This is a genomic window from Lacrimispora struthionigena (assembly GCF_048627165.1).
GTDB lineage: Bacteria > Bacillota > Clostridia > Lachnospirales > Lachnospiraceae > Lacrimispora.
The window spans coordinates 2,241,550-2,258,757 of the sequence record NZ_JBMBWP010000002.1; the positions used below are offsets into that span (position 1 = coordinate 2,241,550).

The 17,208-nt window shown below is 43.3% G+C and carries 16 protein-coding genes; all 16 read right to left on the reverse strand.

Annotated features, from left to right (window positions below; genetic code table 11):
* Positions 1 to 66: 66 nt before the first annotated feature.
* The 16 genes from ACOAOT_RS19455 to ACOAOT_RS19530 all read right to left on the reverse strand — a co-directional run bounded on the left by ACOAOT_RS19455 (position 67) and on the right by ACOAOT_RS19530 (position 16,964).
* Complete coding sequence (locus ACOAOT_RS19455; RefSeq protein WP_420218488.1) at positions 67 to 1,752, reverse strand: DEAD/DEAH box helicase; 1,686 nt, start codon at positions 1,750 to 1,752, stop codon at positions 67 to 69.
* A 218-nt stretch (positions 1,753 to 1,970) separates the two neighbouring features.
* The gene (locus ACOAOT_RS19460; RefSeq protein WP_420218489.1) at positions 1,971 to 2,900 is read right to left on the reverse strand and encodes a magnesium transporter CorA family protein; all 930 of its coding nucleotides are present in this window, start codon (positions 2,898 to 2,900) and stop codon (positions 1,971 to 1,973) included.
* Between the two features lie 172 nt (positions 2,901 to 3,072).
* A complete protein-coding gene (locus ACOAOT_RS19465; RefSeq protein ID WP_420218490.1) occupies positions 3,073 to 3,669 on the reverse strand; it encodes a cytidylate kinase-like family protein in 597 nt (198 codons plus the stop codon).
* Positions 3,670 to 3,684: 15 nt separating this feature from the next.
* Positions 3,685 to 4,347 (reverse strand): amino acid ABC transporter permease, encoded by a 663-nt coding sequence (locus tag ACOAOT_RS19470; protein ID WP_420218491.1) that lies wholly within the window; start codon positions 4,345 to 4,347, stop codon positions 3,685 to 3,687.
* Positions 4,341 to 5,075 (reverse strand): amino acid ABC transporter permease, encoded by a 735-nt coding sequence (locus ACOAOT_RS19475; protein ID WP_420218492.1) that lies wholly within the window; start codon positions 5,073 to 5,075, stop codon positions 4,341 to 4,343. Before ACOAOT_RS19475 ends, ACOAOT_RS19470 begins: the two co-directional genes overlap by 7 nt.
* 26 nt (positions 5,076 to 5,101) lie before the next feature.
* On the reverse strand, positions 5,102 to 5,998 hold the full coding sequence (locus tag ACOAOT_RS19480; RefSeq protein WP_420218493.1) for a transporter substrate-binding domain-containing protein: 897 nt from the start codon (positions 5,996 to 5,998) through the stop codon (positions 5,102 to 5,104).
* A 42-nt stretch (positions 5,999 to 6,040) separates the two neighbouring features.
* Complete coding sequence (locus ACOAOT_RS19485) at positions 6,041 to 6,772, reverse strand: amino acid ABC transporter ATP-binding protein (RefSeq protein WP_420218495.1); 732 nt, start codon at positions 6,770 to 6,772, stop codon at positions 6,041 to 6,043.
* 129 nt (positions 6,773 to 6,901) lie between these two features.
* On the reverse strand, positions 6,902 to 7,897 hold the full coding sequence (locus ACOAOT_RS19490) for an ABC transporter ATP-binding protein (RefSeq protein ID WP_420218496.1): 996 nt from the start codon (positions 7,895 to 7,897) through the stop codon (positions 6,902 to 6,904).
* The gene (locus tag ACOAOT_RS19495) at positions 7,890 to 8,918 is read right to left on the reverse strand and encodes an ABC transporter ATP-binding protein (protein ID WP_420218497.1); all 1,029 of its coding nucleotides are present in this window, start codon (positions 8,916 to 8,918) and stop codon (positions 7,890 to 7,892) included. Before ACOAOT_RS19495 ends, ACOAOT_RS19490 begins: the two co-directional genes overlap by 8 nt.
* A gap of 15 nt (positions 8,919 to 8,933) precedes the next feature.
* Complete coding sequence (locus ACOAOT_RS19500; RefSeq protein ID WP_420218498.1) at positions 8,934 to 9,812, reverse strand: ABC transporter permease; 879 nt, start codon at positions 9,810 to 9,812, stop codon at positions 8,934 to 8,936.
* A 6-nt stretch (positions 9,813 to 9,818) separates the two neighbouring features.
* Positions 9,819 to 10,772, reverse strand: coding sequence for an ABC transporter permease (locus tag ACOAOT_RS19505; protein ID WP_420218499.1), 954 nt, complete (start codon positions 10,770 to 10,772; stop codon positions 9,819 to 9,821).
* 84 nt (positions 10,773 to 10,856) lie between these two features.
* Positions 10,857 to 12,491 carry an ABC transporter substrate-binding protein gene (locus ACOAOT_RS19510; protein WP_420218500.1) on the reverse strand — a complete coding sequence of 545 codons (1,635 nt, stop codon included), beginning with the start codon at positions 12,489 to 12,491 and terminating at the stop codon, positions 10,857 to 10,859.
* Between the two features lie 258 nt (positions 12,492 to 12,749).
* Positions 12,750 to 14,390 (reverse strand): hypothetical protein, encoded by a 1,641-nt coding sequence (locus ACOAOT_RS19515; RefSeq protein ID WP_420218501.1) that lies wholly within the window; start codon positions 14,388 to 14,390, stop codon positions 12,750 to 12,752.
* A gap of 20 nt (positions 14,391 to 14,410) precedes the next feature.
* On the reverse strand, positions 14,411 to 15,361 hold the full coding sequence (locus ACOAOT_RS19520; RefSeq protein ID WP_420218502.1) for an ROK family protein: 951 nt from the start codon (positions 15,359 to 15,361) through the stop codon (positions 14,411 to 14,413).
* 63 nt (positions 15,362 to 15,424) lie between these two features.
* Entirely contained in the window at positions 15,425 to 16,150 is a 726-nt protein-coding gene (locus ACOAOT_RS19525; RefSeq protein WP_420218503.1) for a phosphatase, read from the reverse strand.
* Positions 16,151 to 16,271: 121 nt separating this feature from the next.
* Positions 16,272 to 16,964, reverse strand: coding sequence for an MgtC/SapB family protein (locus ACOAOT_RS19530; RefSeq protein ID WP_104433877.1), 693 nt, complete (start codon positions 16,962 to 16,964; stop codon positions 16,272 to 16,274).
* Between the last annotated feature and the right edge of the window lie 244 nt (positions 16,965 to 17,208).

Consider the following 17,208-nt stretch of genomic DNA (forward strand, 5'->3'; position numbering starts at 1 on the left):
AAAAACAGGAGCTAAACACCTCCGGTAAGACAGGCCGTCTTCCTTCGTTGTTCAGCTCCCGAAAATTTATTTGCCTTTTCCGTTGGCTTTTTCCATATGGATATTTTTACCCTTAATTTTTACATCCTTCATAGCAGTTAACACGGCATCAGCGCTTTCTCTTGGAACTTCTACAAATGTATATTTGTCATACATGTCGATGCTTCCAACCATCTTGCCGGGCATACCGGATTCTCCGGCAATGGCACCAAGAATATCTCCTGGTTTGACATTCTGGTTCTTACCGATGTTAATGAATAAGCGAGCCATATCTTCTCTGGAAGAGGAATCATATCTTCCGCTGTTTCCTCCACGGCTGCTGTTGCTTCTTCCTCTGCCGCCTCTGCTGTTGTTTCCGCCTCCGAAGCCTTCCAGCTCGTCAAGGTTGCGAGGTTCTCTGGTATCGATGATGTCTTCATTCTCTTCACCCATCATCTTACGTAAGAGAGCCGCTGCCAGATCAAGAGAGGTGTAATCCTCCTCCAACAGCTTCTTCTCAATGATATTAACTGTTTTGCTGAGATCTGTATCACCAATAATCGCTGCAACGCCTTCTAAAATCTTGTCTACCTTGATGGCAGTTACATCGTTGAGTGATGGAATTGCCTGAGGTACGATCTTGGTCTTGCAGTAACGCTGAATGTCACGAAGCTTGTACACTTCCTTACCAACCACGAAGCTAAATGCGATTCCTTCACGGCCAGCACGACCTGTACGGCCAATACGATGTACATAATACTCGTCATCCTGAGGAAGGTCATAGTTAAATACCGCTTCTACGTCGTCTACATCGATTCCTCGGGCTGCTACATCAGTAGCCACAAGAATCTCTGTCTTGCCGTTACGGAAGCTGTTCATGACACGATCACGCTGGATCTGCTTTAAGTCTCCGTGAAGACCTTCCGCAAAATATCCTCTTCCCTGAAGGGACTGTACCAGTTCATCTACCTGCTTTTTCGTGTTACAGAAAACAACGGAAAGCTTGGGTGCATACATATCTAAAAGACGACACATTACTTCCAATTTACTCTTTGGTTTCACCTCATAGTAATACTGGGTTACTTTCGGCACTGTCAGTTCTTTCTTCACTACCTTTACATTTACCGGTTCTTTCTGGAACTTTCTTGCGATGTCCGAAATTGCCGGAGGCATGGTAGCTGAAAACATAACTGTCTGCCGATCTTCGGGAAGCTGACTTAAAATGGTTTCCATGTCCTCTAAAAATCCCATGTTCAGCATCTCATCTGCCTCATCCATAACAACCGTATGGACAAAATCAAACTTAACGGTTTTCCGGCGCATATGGTCCATAACACGTCCCGGTGTTCCGATGATGATCTGAGTACCGTCTTTTAAGGAACGGATCTGTTTCACGATGTCCTGGCCGCCGTAGATAGGGACGACCTTCACACCATGCATATATTTAGCAAGCCTGCGGATCTCATCTGCCACCTGAATAGCAAGCTCTCTGGTTGGACAGAGGGCCACCGCCTGAAGCTTTTTTACCTTAGGGTCAACTTTTTGTAACAGGGGAATTCCAAAGGCAGCGGTCTTTCCCGTTCCTGTCTGGGCCTGACCGATAATATCTCTTCCTTCCAACTGAACCGGAATTGCCTGGGTCTGGATCGGAGATGCCTCTTCAAATCCCATATCTGCTACTGCCCGCAGAATTCTTTCATCTAATTGTAACTCATCAAATCTAACTGTTTCCATAAATGATTAATTCCTTTCTCATTGCCAGCCGGGTTCTTATGTTGCCGACGGCCGCACAAACACACTATCGCAAATAAAACGAGAGGTATCAGGCACGTTTCAGACCTTCATCCTCTCGTTTCACACGAAAGTAAAGTATAACAGGTTTTTTTTTTCATGTCAAGGGGATCACATTAATTTTTCTATTGTTTTAAGTTGAAGGGAAATCCTTTTGAATGTTATTTTTTTAACCACCCTTTTCTGGTGAAATACCAGATCTCCAAAGCAATCAGCAGGATACTCAAGAGGATACAAAAAGGATATCCGTATTTCCAGTTAAGCTCCGGCATATTTTTAAAATTCATACCGTACCAGCCTGCTATGAGAGACAGGGGAGCAAAAACAGCGGTTACCATAGTCAGAAAGGATAATGCATGATTCTGCTTCATGTCCATTCTCACCTGATACATCTCCCGAATCTGCTGAGCGTATTCCCTCAGTTCTCTCCCATATTCTGAAAGCCTTGCCATTCTGCCGGCAAACAGATGAAACAGTGCCCGTTCTTCATCCTTTAACAGACCATTATAATTCTCCGTTAAAGTCTGACTCATATTCATCAGCTGCCCATAATAAGACGATACCTTAGCCAGTTCCTTCCTGGCCTTTAGAATGATTCCCAGTACGTCTTCCTTTTCTCTTCTGCCGCTCATGATTCTGTCTTCCATTTCTGTTAAGTATTCCTCATATTTCTGAAGATATTCAATGTCATCTCTGACCTGATATTCCAAAAACTCGAACAGGAGATGGGCTGGATAAGTCTTCTCAAAAATCTGAGTCTTATCAATCTCCTTTAACATTCTATCAGCTTCTCCGCTGTCATCAATCAGGATCAGGCGCTTTTCATTCATATAATAACCAAATATCAGTGGGCGTTTCAAAGGATTTTTCTTCACGGGTATTACCAGGGTACCTACCACACAGTCTTTTAACAAATCTGTTCTGCAGTACTGGCTCCGTTCCAGACTCCGGATTAGTATATGATCCTCATAACGGGTATGATGTCCCTTTAAATATTCTTCCTTGCTTAAAATATCGATCAGAACATCATCTTCAGATACCGTTTCTTCTCCCTTTACAGGAATCAGTCTTTTGTCTAATTTATATCTCACATCTGTTTCCTCCTAAACCCCCATACTCGGTCTTATTTTTGACCTGCCTTTTCTAAGTTTAGTACCTGATATTTCACTTGTCAATAGAACAGGCCTTTTGGGCAAACGCTTCGGACTCCCATCCTAGTTTCACCAAAAAGGCCTATTTTAATAGGAAACTTCTGAATTCATCTTATGATTCAAATAACTGATGTACAATCTCTGCGATTAACTTTGCGGATCCAGTTACGCCAAGTAAAGAAGAGTCAATCATCAGCTGCTTATGCTCCGGATCATTGGGTAAATAGCCTGCATATTTTTTATGATATGCATTCCGGGCTTTGTCTACGGAAAGAATCATCCGTTTCGCCTCAGACTCTGTCATACCTAGTGTATCCACACAGTTTTGCAGACGTTTCTCATAAGAAGCGTAGATGAATATGTTGATGTTATTTTTCTCTTTTTCAAGAAGAAAATCAGAGCATCTGCCAACCAGGATACAACTTGATTTTTTTGCCAGATTAAGAATAATATCTTTCTGCACATCAAATATAATATCCTGCATATATTCCTCGTCAGTTCCAAGTGGAAACATTCTTGGCAAAAAGCTGTGCCTGGATTTTTCCTCTTCGTTGCTGACTGTTGAAACCGGCAGATTCAGCTTATTTGCAACTTCCTCCACAATATCCCGGTCATAAAACTCCACTCCCAGAATCTGTGACAGTTCCCTGGCAATGGAACGCCCCAGACTGCCAAACTCACGGGTAATGGTGATCGTAAACTTCTCCATAACAGATGTACCTCCCTAACCGGTTACAATTGTTTTCTGATATCCCCTGACTACACAGCTGAGGGCAAAACAGATGGCAAAATAGCATAGTGCCTCGAAAGCGAACAGCATCATCATTCCTCTGACATCGTAGATACTGCCAAGGACTACGGCGCAGTTTCTCATGAATTCTGCTACGTCTACCATCTTTAAGAATGAAGTATCCTTAATAATAGTAATAACCTGGCTTAAGAGAGCCGGAATCACCTTCTTATATGTCTGAGGCAGTACAATATACCACAATGTCTGAAAAAAGCTGAAGCCCTGGGACTGAGCCCCTTCAAACTGCCCATTGGGAATGGAATTTAATCCCCCACGGAAGATCTCTGCCATAACTGCAGAAGTAAAAAGAGTAATGGCAAATACCGATACTCCTACTTTATTCCCTTTTACTGTAAAATAGATCCAGAGAATCCATAAAAGGTTGGGGGTACAGCGGAAGAACTCTGTATAGACTGCTACCAAAGTTCCGGCCCACTTCCATTTACCAGAAGAATAAGTACGAATCAGTGCCAGCATGGTTCCGAAAAATATACTGAGGATCGTAGCCAGTACGGCAATCATGACCGTCATCTGTAAGCCCTTCAGCATGAAAAGTACATTTGCCGGTGTAAATATCTGTTGAAATAATTCTAACATGCTGCCTCCTCGTCTGCCTGTATATCAAGCTTTTTTGCAACTGGCAGCCGCATGGAGCGGATCTCTAAATATCTTGCCAGTCTGGCTAACGGGAAACAGATAATAAAGTACATCACTGCACTTGTGAGATATGCCTGGGCAAAATACCCTCTGTCAGCGCCCCATGAATCCGTAAAATACATCAGATCCATGCCCGCAACCATGGCTAGTATGGAAGTATTTTTAACCAGATTTAAAGCCTGATTGGCGAGAGGCGGCATAATAATTTTAATGGTCTGAGGCAGAATGATATGATACATGGTTTCCAGATAGCTAAAACCCTGAGATGCTGCTGCCTCAGACTGCCCCTTTGGAATCGCTTCAATTCCGGTTCTTATGACCTCAGAAATATAGGCACCATGATAGACGCCTACCCCGATAACCCCTAATACAAACTTAGGGATACGAAACCCGGAACTGGAAAACAGCATGGGAAGAACCGAGTAATAACACATGACCTGTAAAGCCAGAGGTGTATTCTGTATGAATTCCACATAGATTCGTGAAATGATCTTAAGCAGCTTCCACTTGGATGAAGAGAACATGCCGAATATCACTCCAAGGACCAGCGCAACCGCCAGTCCTACCAGTGATATTTTAAGTGTCATAAGAAATCCAGGGATATAATATTCGGGGAATGCCGCAAAGAGGGCACTCCATCGTTTTCCATCAAAAAGACCTTTAATCATGTCATTTTTCCTTTACTTAAAACAGCTTACTGTAATCCCCACTGATCCTGAAGTTTCTTCATGGAACCATCAGAAAGCATGGAAGTAACTTTTTTCTCTACTGCCTCTGCAAGACCTGTATTTCCCTTTGCAGCTGCAACACCGTAATCCTGCTCTGCAAAGCGGTCTTCCAGAATCATATTTCCATCATTTACATAACCTGCAAGAATCGCGCGGTCAACAGAGAAGCAGTCAATCTGCTTGGTTGCCAGTGCCTGAGCCAGTGCAGGATAACCGTCAAATTCCTGGAACTGGGGATTTACCTTTAATCCCTTTTCATCCACATACTTCTTAAATCCGTCCTTTGTTGTGGAAGACTGTGCCACACCGATTACTTTCTTGTCTAAATCCTGAATGGATTTAATTCCGGAATCTTTGTTTACCAAAAGACCAACTGCATCGGTATAGTATGGTGTGGAGAAATTATAGGTTTCTTTTCTTTCTGGTGTAATGGTAAAGGTTGCAATAACCAGATCGATTTCCCCATTCTCTAATAAAGGTCCTCTTGTTTTAGCCGTTACACCCTGGAATTCCACCAGCTTCTTTTCCTTTGCCTCAGCTGCGCTGCATCCGAAGATGGATCCGGCGATCTCATATGCAAGATCATCTTCAAATCCTTCGTACTGTCCAGTTGCTGTATTCTGTAAGCTGAACTTTGGAATATCTGATTTACAGCCTACTTTTAACACTCCGCGGTCAATAATTTTCTGTACGTCTTTTGCAGCTGTGCCTGCTGCACCTGCTCCGGTTGTTGCTTCTGCAGAAGAACCTGCAGCTTTGGTATCTGCCGGTGCTTTCGTTGCCTCCGGTGCTTTGGAACCGCATGCGGTTAAGGTTGCTGCCATAGCAAACGTCAGTGCCAGGGATAACATTTTCTTCATCATAATTGTTTCCTCCTCAATCATCTTATTATATTAAACATCACCCTAATGAAGGATTTTGCTTAAGAACGCTTTTGTCCGCTCATGTTCCGGGCATTCAAAGAAGTGTTCCGGTGTTCCCTCTTCCAGAATATACCCACCATCCATGAAAATTACACGGTCTGCCACCTGACGGGCAAATCCCATCTCATGTGTCACACAAATCATTGTAATATTCTCATGAGCCAGTTCCACCATAACGTTTAATACCTCCTGCACCATCTCTGGATCCAGAGCTGATGTGGGTTCATCAAATAAAATCAATGGCTGCTTCGTGCATAATGCTCTGGCGATTGCCACCCTCTGCTGCTGTCCGCCGGAAAGCTGTACCGGATAATTACCCGCTTTTTCTTTTAAACCCACACGTTCCAGACATTTCATCGCTATCTTTTTTGCTTCTTCCTTGGGTACGTGCTGAAGTTTAACGGGTGCCAGTGTCAGATTTTCCAGAACAGTCAGATGGGGATATAAATTAAATTGCTGAAATACCATAGACGAGTATTTTTTTGCCATTTCCAAATGATTTTTCTTTGTTACCTGTGTACCTGCCACGGTAATGGTGCCGCTGGTAGGCTCCTCTAAATAGTTAATACAACGGATAAACGTGGATTTTCCGGAGCCGGATGGTCCGATGATAACCAGTTTTTCCCCTTCCCTGACCGTAAGACTGATATCCTTTAACACCTCAAGGTCTCCGAAGTTCTTTTTTAAGTTTTCAACTTTCACCATATCTGGCATGTTTCCAGCCCCTCTCTGCGTAATTTCTGAAAAAAAGCACAAAGACACCTAAGAATCTTAAGTTCTTAGGCGCCTTTGCCTGGTTGCGTTTTGATATTGTTGTTATTATAAAAAGTTTTGCATCAAAAGTCAAGAATTATTTTCCCCTGCATAGGGGCAGGCTACAAAGTGGTTGGGGGAAACTTCCATCATTTCCGGTATATGGTTTTTACAGTCTTCCCTGGCATACATGCATCTGGTATGGAAGTGACATCCGGTTGGAACATTCATGGGACTGGGGAGCTCACCACTTAACATCACCCGTTTTGATTGGGCTGCCAGCCTGGGATCTGCCAGTGGAATGGCAGAAAGCAGCGCCTTCGTGTAGGGATGAAGGGGGTTTTCATACAACTCATCACTGTCTGCAATCTCCACCAGCCTTCCTAAATACATCACGCCGATCCTGGTTGAAATGTGGCGCACCATGGATAAATCGTGGGCAACAAACAGATAGGTAAGCCCCATCTCCTTTTGTAAATCCTCCAAAAGATTAACCACCTGCGCCTGTATGGATACGTCCAGGGCGGAAATGGGCTCGTCACACAGAAGAAACTCCGGTTCTACTAATAATGCTCTTGCAATTCCGATTCTCTGGCGCTGTCCTCCGGAAAATTCATATGCATATTTATACATATCATCCGGTTTCAATCCCACCTTTTTTAAGATCTCTTCCATTCTGCCTTCCATTTCATCATTGGATAAACCGGCAACTGCAGTCAGGGACTCTTTTAATATCTCCCGCACATTGTGGTGGGGATCTAAGGAAGAATAGGGATCCTGGAAAATGATCTGCATCTGTTTATGAACAGGGAGAAGCTGCCTTCCCTTTAAGCCGGTGATATCCTGCTCTTTAAACAAAATAGAACCGGAAGTCGGATCATACATACGGATTAAAGTACGGCCAAGGGTGGATTTTCCACACCCGGATTCTCCTACCAGACCAAATGTCTCTCCTTTTCGTATGGCCAGATTAATATGATCAACTGCCTTTACCTCCGCTTTTTTCCTGCCAAAGAAATCTCTGGCTGGAAAATACTTACAAAGATCTCTGGCTTCCAGAAGTATCTCACTATTTTTATTATCCATGGGATTTTACCTCCCCTTCCTTATGATCCAGCTCTTCCCCGGAATAAATGCACAAGGCTCTCTGGGTTTCGCTGTAAGTGCGGTACTGGGGAATTTCTTTCCTGCAGTCTTCACAGGCGAATTTGCACCGTTCCGCAAAAGGACAGCCGGATGGCGGGTTAATCAGTGATGGTGCCATACCCGGTATGGGTTCCAGGCGTTCTTTCCCTGCTGAACGGGGTTTCGGCACCGCATGAAGAAGTGCCCTGGTATAAGGATGTCTGGGGGAATAGAAGATCTCCTCTGTTGTTCCTTCCTCCATTAAAAGTCCGCCATACATAACTGCAATTCTATGGCTTAAACTGGCCACCACCCCTAAGTCATGGGTGATGAGAATAATGCTCATACCGGTTTCTTCCTGAAGACTCTTAAGCAGATCCAGGATCTGTGCCTGAATTGTCACATCAAGAGCAGTGGTAGGTTCATCGGCTATTAAAAGCTTTGGCCTGCAGCAAAGAGCCATGGCGATTAAAACCCTTTGTCTCATTCCTCCGGAAAATTCGTGGGGATATTGTCCCAACCGCTTCTCCGGTGAGGGAATTCCCACCTGGTCTAATACTGCAACCGCTTCTTTTTTTGCCGCTTCTTTATCCATTCCCCGGTGGCGTTTTAATACCTCCATCAGATGAGAGCCGATGGTCTTTAAAGGATTTAAGGCAGTCATGGGATCCTGGAAAATCATGGCCATTTCTTTTCCCCGCATTTTTCTTAACTGCTCCGGATCCATAGCCAGCATATCCTGCCCGGCAAACGTAAGTTCATCAGCCTTTACCTCTGCATTATCCGGCATCAGACCCATTACTGACTTCATAAGTACACTTTTTCCGCTTCCTGATTCTCCAACCACTGCCAGAATCTCACCGGATTCCACATACAGACTGACTCCACGCACTGCCTGTACGGTCCTGCCATGAGTATGGAAGGTGGTCCGAATGTCTGCAGCAGACAGTATTATTTCTTTCTTTTTTAATGTCTCTTCCAATCCTTCGTCCCTCCTTTACTCTTTCTCACCGCTCATTACCTTTGGTTCTACATAGACGCGGAGCAGATTACCCAGCTTATTAAAAGCAAAAATTGTAATAATAATTAAAAGACCGGGAATCAAGGCCATATGAAAACTGTTCTGCATGGTTCCCTGGGCATTTTGCAGAAGGCTTCCCCAGGAAGACATGGGCTGCTGAATACCAACTCCAAGAAAGCTTAAGGAAGATTCCGTCATAATGGCATTGGCCATGCTGGTGGTAGCTGCCACAATAATAGTCGGGAAAACCGACGGTATAATATGGCTGATAATTATTTTCCATTTACTGACTCCGGAAAAACCAGCATAAAGAATAAACTCCCGTTCTTTTAAAGACAGCGTCTCGGCCCGCACAAGCCGCGCAATCTCCATCCATGTAAAAAGACCAATCACCAGTATAATAGACTGGATTCCCGGCTTTAAGAAAATGCTGACAACGGTAACCAGTACCATCCACGGTATGGAATGAAGAATATCAACAATTCTCATCAGAATCATATCCACAATTCCGCCAGTCAGCCCTGCAATGGTTCCTGCAGCCACACCAATGGTTAAACTTGTGAGCATGGCTAAAAACGCTACGATCAGGGAAACCCTGCCGCCATAGATCACCCTTGCAAAATAATCTCTTCCCACTTCATCCGTACCAAACCAGTGGGTAAGAGACGGTTCTTTCAGTCTGTTGGCAATATCCGTTGCATTTGGCTCCATGGGAAGAAAGGGTGCCAGAAGCGCAAACAGAATAATGATACCTAAAAGGATCAGGGAAATGACTGCTGCTTTATCATGCTTTAAGGCCAGCTTAACACTGTCAATCCGAATTGATTTATCTTTATTTCTTTTTTCTTTTATCATGTCCCGTCACCCCATTTCCTTAATCCGCGGATCGATCAGACAGTATAAGATATCCGACAGCAGGTTTCCCAGAATAACCAGAGTGGAGGAAAGCACCAGAATAATCATAACAATTGGGTAATCCATTCCCTGAATCGCTTTGATGAAATAAGGACCTACTCCCGGCCAGCTGAACACCGATTCCGTGATAATGGCTCCTGTCACCAGAAGAGGCAGTGCCATACCAAGGCGCGTAATCACAGGCAGAAGCACATTTTTACATACATGCTTAAACATGATCTCACTTTTTGTTGCGCCAAATGCCCGCTGCACCATAACATAGTCTTCAGAAAACTGGGTCAGGGTGGAGGAACGGACAAACTTAATGTTTGCCGGCATAAAAGAGACCGTAAGTGTAAGAAACGGCATAATGAAGTGCTTTAAAAAATCAGCTATGGAAGATTCCTTACCCACGGCGTGCATTCCTACAATGGGCAGAAGTTTAAGTTTATAACCCAGAGCAAAAATGAGAAGCATGGCAAACCAGAAGGAAGGAACTGCAATTCCCACGGAAGAAACCGCATCTATGATCTTATCCGCTTTTTTATTTTTATTGGCACCAGCAATAAGACCCAGAACAACCGCCAGAATATAAGCGGTTATAAAAGCCGGAAGTACCAGTTTTACTGTATTGGGAAGTCTCACCGCAAGGTCTGCCGCAATACTTTGTTTTGTCACGATGGAATATCCGAAATTACCGTTCATAATCCCGTCAAGCCAGCGAACGTACTGAATATACACCGGCTGGTCATAACCGTATTTTGCTTTGATTAAATTGATTGTCTCCTGTGACATCTTAGGGGTTGTCATGGCGTCAATGGCATCATAGGGTGCAAAATGCATCAGCGCAAAGCATAGAACCGTTATGAGAAGGACCATAGGGATGGCTGTTAATATTCGTTTCAATATATATCTGGCCATATCATTTCTCCTTAATAAAGAAAGAGGTGTCTGCTGCAGTTAATGCAGCGAAACACCATTCTCTCTCATTTTTTGCAGATGCAATTACTTTTTCTGTAACTTAGAGGTATCCTCAAAGGTATAAACAGGAACCAGCTTTGCAGCATCAATTCCTGATACATTCTTAGAAACAACTAAGAGGCGTTTGTTGGAATATAACGGATAGAAGCATGCTGTATCCTGAATCTTCTTCTGAAGATTGGTGTAAATTTCTTTCCGTTTTGTCTCGTCTGTTTCTTTACGTCCCTGTGCAAACATCTCATTGATTTCAGGCTGATCATAATACATATAATTGTATGCTGCGCCTGTTTCAAATAAGCTGGAGAAGGTGTCAGGGTCAATTCCCATGATATAACCGCCAAAGTACATATCATAGGTATTATTCTTATCTTTCATCTGCTGGCTGAGTGCCTTGGAATCAATACCGGAAAGAGTCACTTTAAATCCAGCCTTTTCAAGCTGTTCCTGTACCAGTAATGCTGAAGTAGACTGTAAGGTGTCTGAACCGCTGTATGCAAGATTCAGTTCAGGCTTCTGTACGCCGGAAGCCGCAAGATATTCTTTGGATTTCTCAAGGTTCTGCTCGTATTTTTCAACATCTTCTGTAAAGAACTTGCTGTTCGGCGGCATGAAACTCCATGGCAGATCATAATAATCTGAGCTTAAAAGAGCCGCATCTGCAATTGCCTTCTTATCAAGAGCATACAGAATTGCTTTTCTTAAATCCTCATTCTGAACACGGGCGGCATTAATCATCATATATGCCACACGGCCTTCCTGATAAGGATAAACAGTTAAGTTAGCAGAATCAAGATTCATCTGAGCAACCTGAGCCGGAGTTCCAATCCATGCATCTACTTCACCGCTCTGGATTGCTGTCATGGCTGTATTCTCATTTTCAATAATACGGTATACGATATTATCAATAGAAGGTGCTCCCAGGAAATAGTTCTCATTCTTTGTAAACTTCACATAAGAACCTGCTGAGTATTCAGACATTACATAAGGTCCGGTTCCTACTGGCTTTGTATTAACATCATTATTTTCAAAATTAGTTACATTCTCATACACATGCTTAGGCATGATGAAAATCTGGGAGAACATCTCCACTGCTGCGGAATTTACAAAAGGCATGGTTAATTTAACAGTGTAATCATCAACCTTTTCAATCTTTACAGCGCCTTCTTTATAAACTAACTGGGAATAAGCCCAGCCTGCATTTTCTTCCTTCTCCATAGCCTCGAATGTAAAGACAACGTCATCAGCGGTAAATTTCTCTCCGTCTGACCACTTTACATCATCGCGTAAATGCATGGTATAAGTTAAATTATCATCGGAGGTATCAATGCTCTTTGCAAGGAAATAGTTAATTCCGTCCGCATTATACATATATAACGGGGAGTAGATCATCTTAATAGTCATAAGACCAAAACGGTCACTGGTTGTGATTACATTTACATTGGCACCCGGATCACCTGCGATGGCATAGGTAAATGTACTCTCTCCTCCCTCAGACGGTTTAGACGCCTCTGCTGTTGTCTCACCAGCCCCTGCTGAGCTGCCGGATACTGCTGTTGTTCCCTCTGCTGCCGGATCTTTGCCGCCGCACGCGGTGAGTCCTCCAAGCACCATAACAGCTGCCAAAAGAATGCCCGCACGTTTCATAAAATTCTTTTTCATAATTTTCTCCTTTCATATACTGTCCCTTAAAACTTATCTGTCATTCATCAGAAAAAGTTAAAATCATTATATAACGAACTACCTACTTTTATCAACATATTTCGACATATTTCCTATTTTTCTATAGTTTTAATATGTTAATCGTAGTTTCTCCATAACCCAAGTAGTAAAAAAGACAGTCGTCAAGCCGGACAACTGCCTCTTTTGGCATATGATATATTTATTATGAACAATCTTGCAAATATGACTCTGCTTTTTTTATATATTTCGAATGGAAAACGTTCTTTCATAAGGAGTATAGTCATTTAAATAGAGAGTAAAGCCTGCAGTGTTGATTTCCTCACCTGAGTAATGACCGCCAAACTCATGTGTTCCGTAACCCGGTCCGATGAGAAGCTTCTGATCTTCGTGAATCAGATTGACGAAGCCGTCCCTGAGAACCATCTCTCCTGCCTTTTCCGCTCTCATGTGGAAATGCTCATTTTCCAGAACACTGCCTGCCGGAATACAAATTTCCACACGAAGAGGCGCTTTATCAAGTCCTTCTGCCTTAACAGTCACTTCCATACCGTCAGTTAATTCTTTCAGTGTAACTGTCATACGAATTTCACTGCTGTTTAATATCTCACGTTTCTTATGATCCATCTTCCACCAGTCAGCTGTATCCTGCTTTTCCTTAAAGGGAAGATAATACCAGCCTTTGGCAACAGAGGTCAGAACACAGACCCCGTCTTTTTCCTCAATGGTCTGGGGAACGAAATTACGGATATCACAGTAGCTTTCGCCTATTTTTAAATATACCAGAGTTTCTTTAAATTTCAAGAACAAAAATGCACTTTTTCCCTTGAGAATGCTGTAGCCATAATTAGAAGTCTTTCCTCTGATTACGCCTGCTTCTTCAAAATGCTTATGGTAGGTATCCAGAAAGCCGTAGCCCTTAAACTCATACTGTTCCATAAAATCATGAAGCATGATTATATGCAGACATTCCGGTGCCATATCACCCCGCTCCATATTATCTTTGATGATTTTATGAGCGGCGCGGTCGAAGATTTCTTCTCCCGTCTTTGCAGCCATATATAAATACTGGTAGAAATACTTATCCGGATAATCAGCTTTGCCCTGATCCTGTCTGGTTGAATTCTGTGTGAAAATGGTATCATCCGGATCAATATAAAAGAGCATCATTTTTAAATTTCGCTCTACATAACCAAGGTAATTTTCATCGTCGGTTTCTTCATACATTGCCATCATGGCATTGTTAACCACTGCATTGTAATTGCCGGTGGAACGTTCTGCGTACTCCCCTTCCTCATTTCCGTCAATTCCTTCTGCCAGATACTGGTCAGCCCGGGCAAGAAGCTGAGCCGCAAATTCAGGATTGTCTTCTTTTACAAGATTAGCACCCTGCATCAGAGCTGCAGTAATGCCCCAGCGGTGGTTTGGAGTGTGGAAGCCACCAGTTAAAAGAGCGTTTAAGGATTCTTCCAGTATAAAGCGGTAACCATCTTTCAGTTTGTCCAGTTCGCCTTCCCCGGTATATTTTAAAAACAGACGGTAAGTTGCAATAAGACGTTTAAAGCAAAAAGAGGTGTCTGGCGCAGATTTAAAATTGCAGGATGGATAATCAAAGCTTCCATCTTCTCTCTGGCAGTTTGCAATAAAGGTTACAGCCGCCTCCATGGCACGAAGTAGCGCAGCGTCCTTATAATATCTGCTCTCAGAATTTAAATAAACCGATGCAGCATCTGCCATCACATAGATGGTTGGCTTTACCTCTAAAATGGCACGTTTCATTCCGCCATAAAAAGGATCCTTCTCATTGGTGACCTGAGTGCTTAAAAAATGATCCACCCGCTTCTCTGCGGAACGTATCAGATGTCCCATATATCGTTTCATAATTATTGTCCTCTTTTCTTCTAGTCTAATAAAGCAGCTCCGATAAGCCCTGCATCATTGTCCAATACAGCTGGAACGATTCTTGTCCTGCGTTTTGAGGTTCTTGCATAGTCTCCCTGGTCAATCACCTTTTTCAATGGTTCTAGCAGAAGATCCCCGGCTTTGCTGATGCCTCCGCCGATGCAGATTAACTCCGGCTGGAATATATTGATTAAATCAAGCAGACCAGCCGCCAGATATTCAATGTACCGGTCAAATACCTTAATCGCCGTTTCATCCTGTCTTCTTACACCATCAAAAAGTGTCTTGCCTTCCACGCGCTCAATCTCCCCGCCGCAAAGTTCCCAGAGGATGGATTGTGTGTTTTCAAGCATCGCCTCTTTTGTCTGGGAAATGAGGGCAGTGGCAGACGCATAAGCCTCAAAGCATCCTTTTCTTCCGCAATTGCAGGGAATTCCGTTCCGGTCTATTGTGAAATGTCCAAATTCTCCTGCTGCATAGTTAATTCCCTCGAATAGTTTTCCGTCAAGTATAATTCCGCCGCCTACACCGGTTCCCAGAGTAACCGCCAGCATGGAGCTTACACCTTTTCCGCTTCCAGCTATATATTCTCCCCAGGCGGCCGCATTGGCATCATTATCAAAACGAATTTTTTTACCAGGAAGTGCCTTCTCCATCATGGAAACCACCGGCTCATTATAAAATCCCAGATTATTGGCATATTCAACCATACCGGTCTCCTTGTTAGCCGTCCCCGGCACTCCAAGTCCTACCGCTTCAATCTCTTCCCAGGCAATATTGCCTTCCTCAGCAGCCTTCTTAGCCAGATCCGCCATATCCTGAACAATTTCCCCTGCACTTCTTCCGCTTTTGGTTGGTACAGACAGGCGGGTAAAAAGAGTTCCGTCTTCTCCTACCAGACCTGCGGCTATATTGGTTCCACCTAAATCTATCCCGATATAATACTTCATTTACTATCCGCTCCCTTCCGCACACAACTGCCGGAGCTCAACAACGCCCCGGCATTCTCTTCTCTACTGTACTCTCCGTTTATGAAGAAACCAGGACTCCAACTGCTTCATATCTGCATTTACCACCAGTTCTTCCGGAAAGTTCAGGCTGTTTAACAAGGATAGTGCTTCATCAAACACTCCCACACTGCGGCAAAAATGTGCATCAGAGCTTACTATCACAGGAACGCTGTATTTCATACATAGTCTGGCAATTATCCGGCAATTATCTGCAGAACTTTTCCTGACACGAAAGGTTCCTTCATTAATTTCTACCACTTTGCCATTCTTTCCAAACTCCGGTATCACCCGCTCATAATCATATTCATAACAGGCAGTCCCGCTGTGACCAATAATATCCACCAGTGGATTTTCAGCCGCATGAAGATACGCTCTTGTATGATCCTCTACGCTTCCCGGTGGTATCACATCATCATGAAAAGAGGCTATGGTATAGTCCAGACGGTTTATTATGGTATCAGAACTTAAATCAATTTCACCTTCAAAGTCAGTGAAATTCAGTTCAGCCCCGCGATATACACGGATACCGTCCACCCACTCCGGTATTACCCTGAGATTTCGAAAATGACCTTCAGGTGCCCCATCCGGGTGAGCCGGACAATGGTTGCTGATTCCCACAGCCATTAATCCAAAATCCTTTGCTGCCGTTATGATTTCATAAACGGTACTGTAAGCATGCCTGCTTATATCTGTATGAGTGTGCAAATCTGCAGCAAGATGTTTTATCATAAAATTCCCACTTTACTTTTCTCGTATTCTTACCCGATGAGTATATCCCTTTTACCCGCAAAGCTTCTACATTATTTTTGTCTTTCTTTCCATAATTATTGCAATTTTTGTTTTTCTCATTCTAACCGTTCACTGAATCAATCCGTTTATCGTTGGACAGGCGGATAACCAGATCATTTTTTTCATAGCCTGCAGGATAAAGCAGATCAAGTTCGATCTTGGTTCCGTCCTTGGATTTCCCGATCTTTACATTCAGCACCTTAACCTTATCCTCATTTAGCTTATGAAATAACTCTGTAATAACGGCGTCGTAATGGGATGTGTTGATTTTCAGCATGCACCGGTAAGGTTCCTTGGACAAAAATGGCACATCGTGGAGCAGAACCTGTATCATAATCAGCAGAAACGCAGAACCACAGCCTAGATAATAAGCACCGGCTCCTACCGCCATTCCCACTCCTGCAGTTGCCCAGATTCCGGCAGCTGTAGTCAGACCGCTGACTGAATTATTCTTTACAAAAATAACGCCCGCTCCCAGGAAGCCAATTCCCGATACAATCTGGGCGGCGATTCTGGAGGCATCAAACTTGGGAATATCCTGAAAGCCGTACTTGGATACAACCATCATAAGAGCGGCTCCCATGGCCACAATGGCATGGGTTCTCATTCCAGCCCCTTTATTCCGGTTTTTTCTTTCGTATCCAATTAAATATCCTGAAAATCCGGCCACGACGATTCGTAAAAGCAAACTGGTCTGGTAAACCAGATCATAACGCTCCACCCAGCCAATCACCATCTGTTCCAATTGATACATGACAACTCCTCTTTTCTGTAATGAACTATATCTAATAAAATATGCTATTAATTTAACATGTTTGAACGGAAACGTCAGCGCAGAAATTGCTTTTTATATGCTGGTTACTATGCACTTTTTGTACTTTATTAGCCAAGATGGGGCTTCTTTTATGTGTTCAAAGTGCTTTAAAATTATAAATAGAATCGCACGTGACTTATTGTCTGTAGACTTATTATCTACATAACTTTAAAATTTAGGTTGG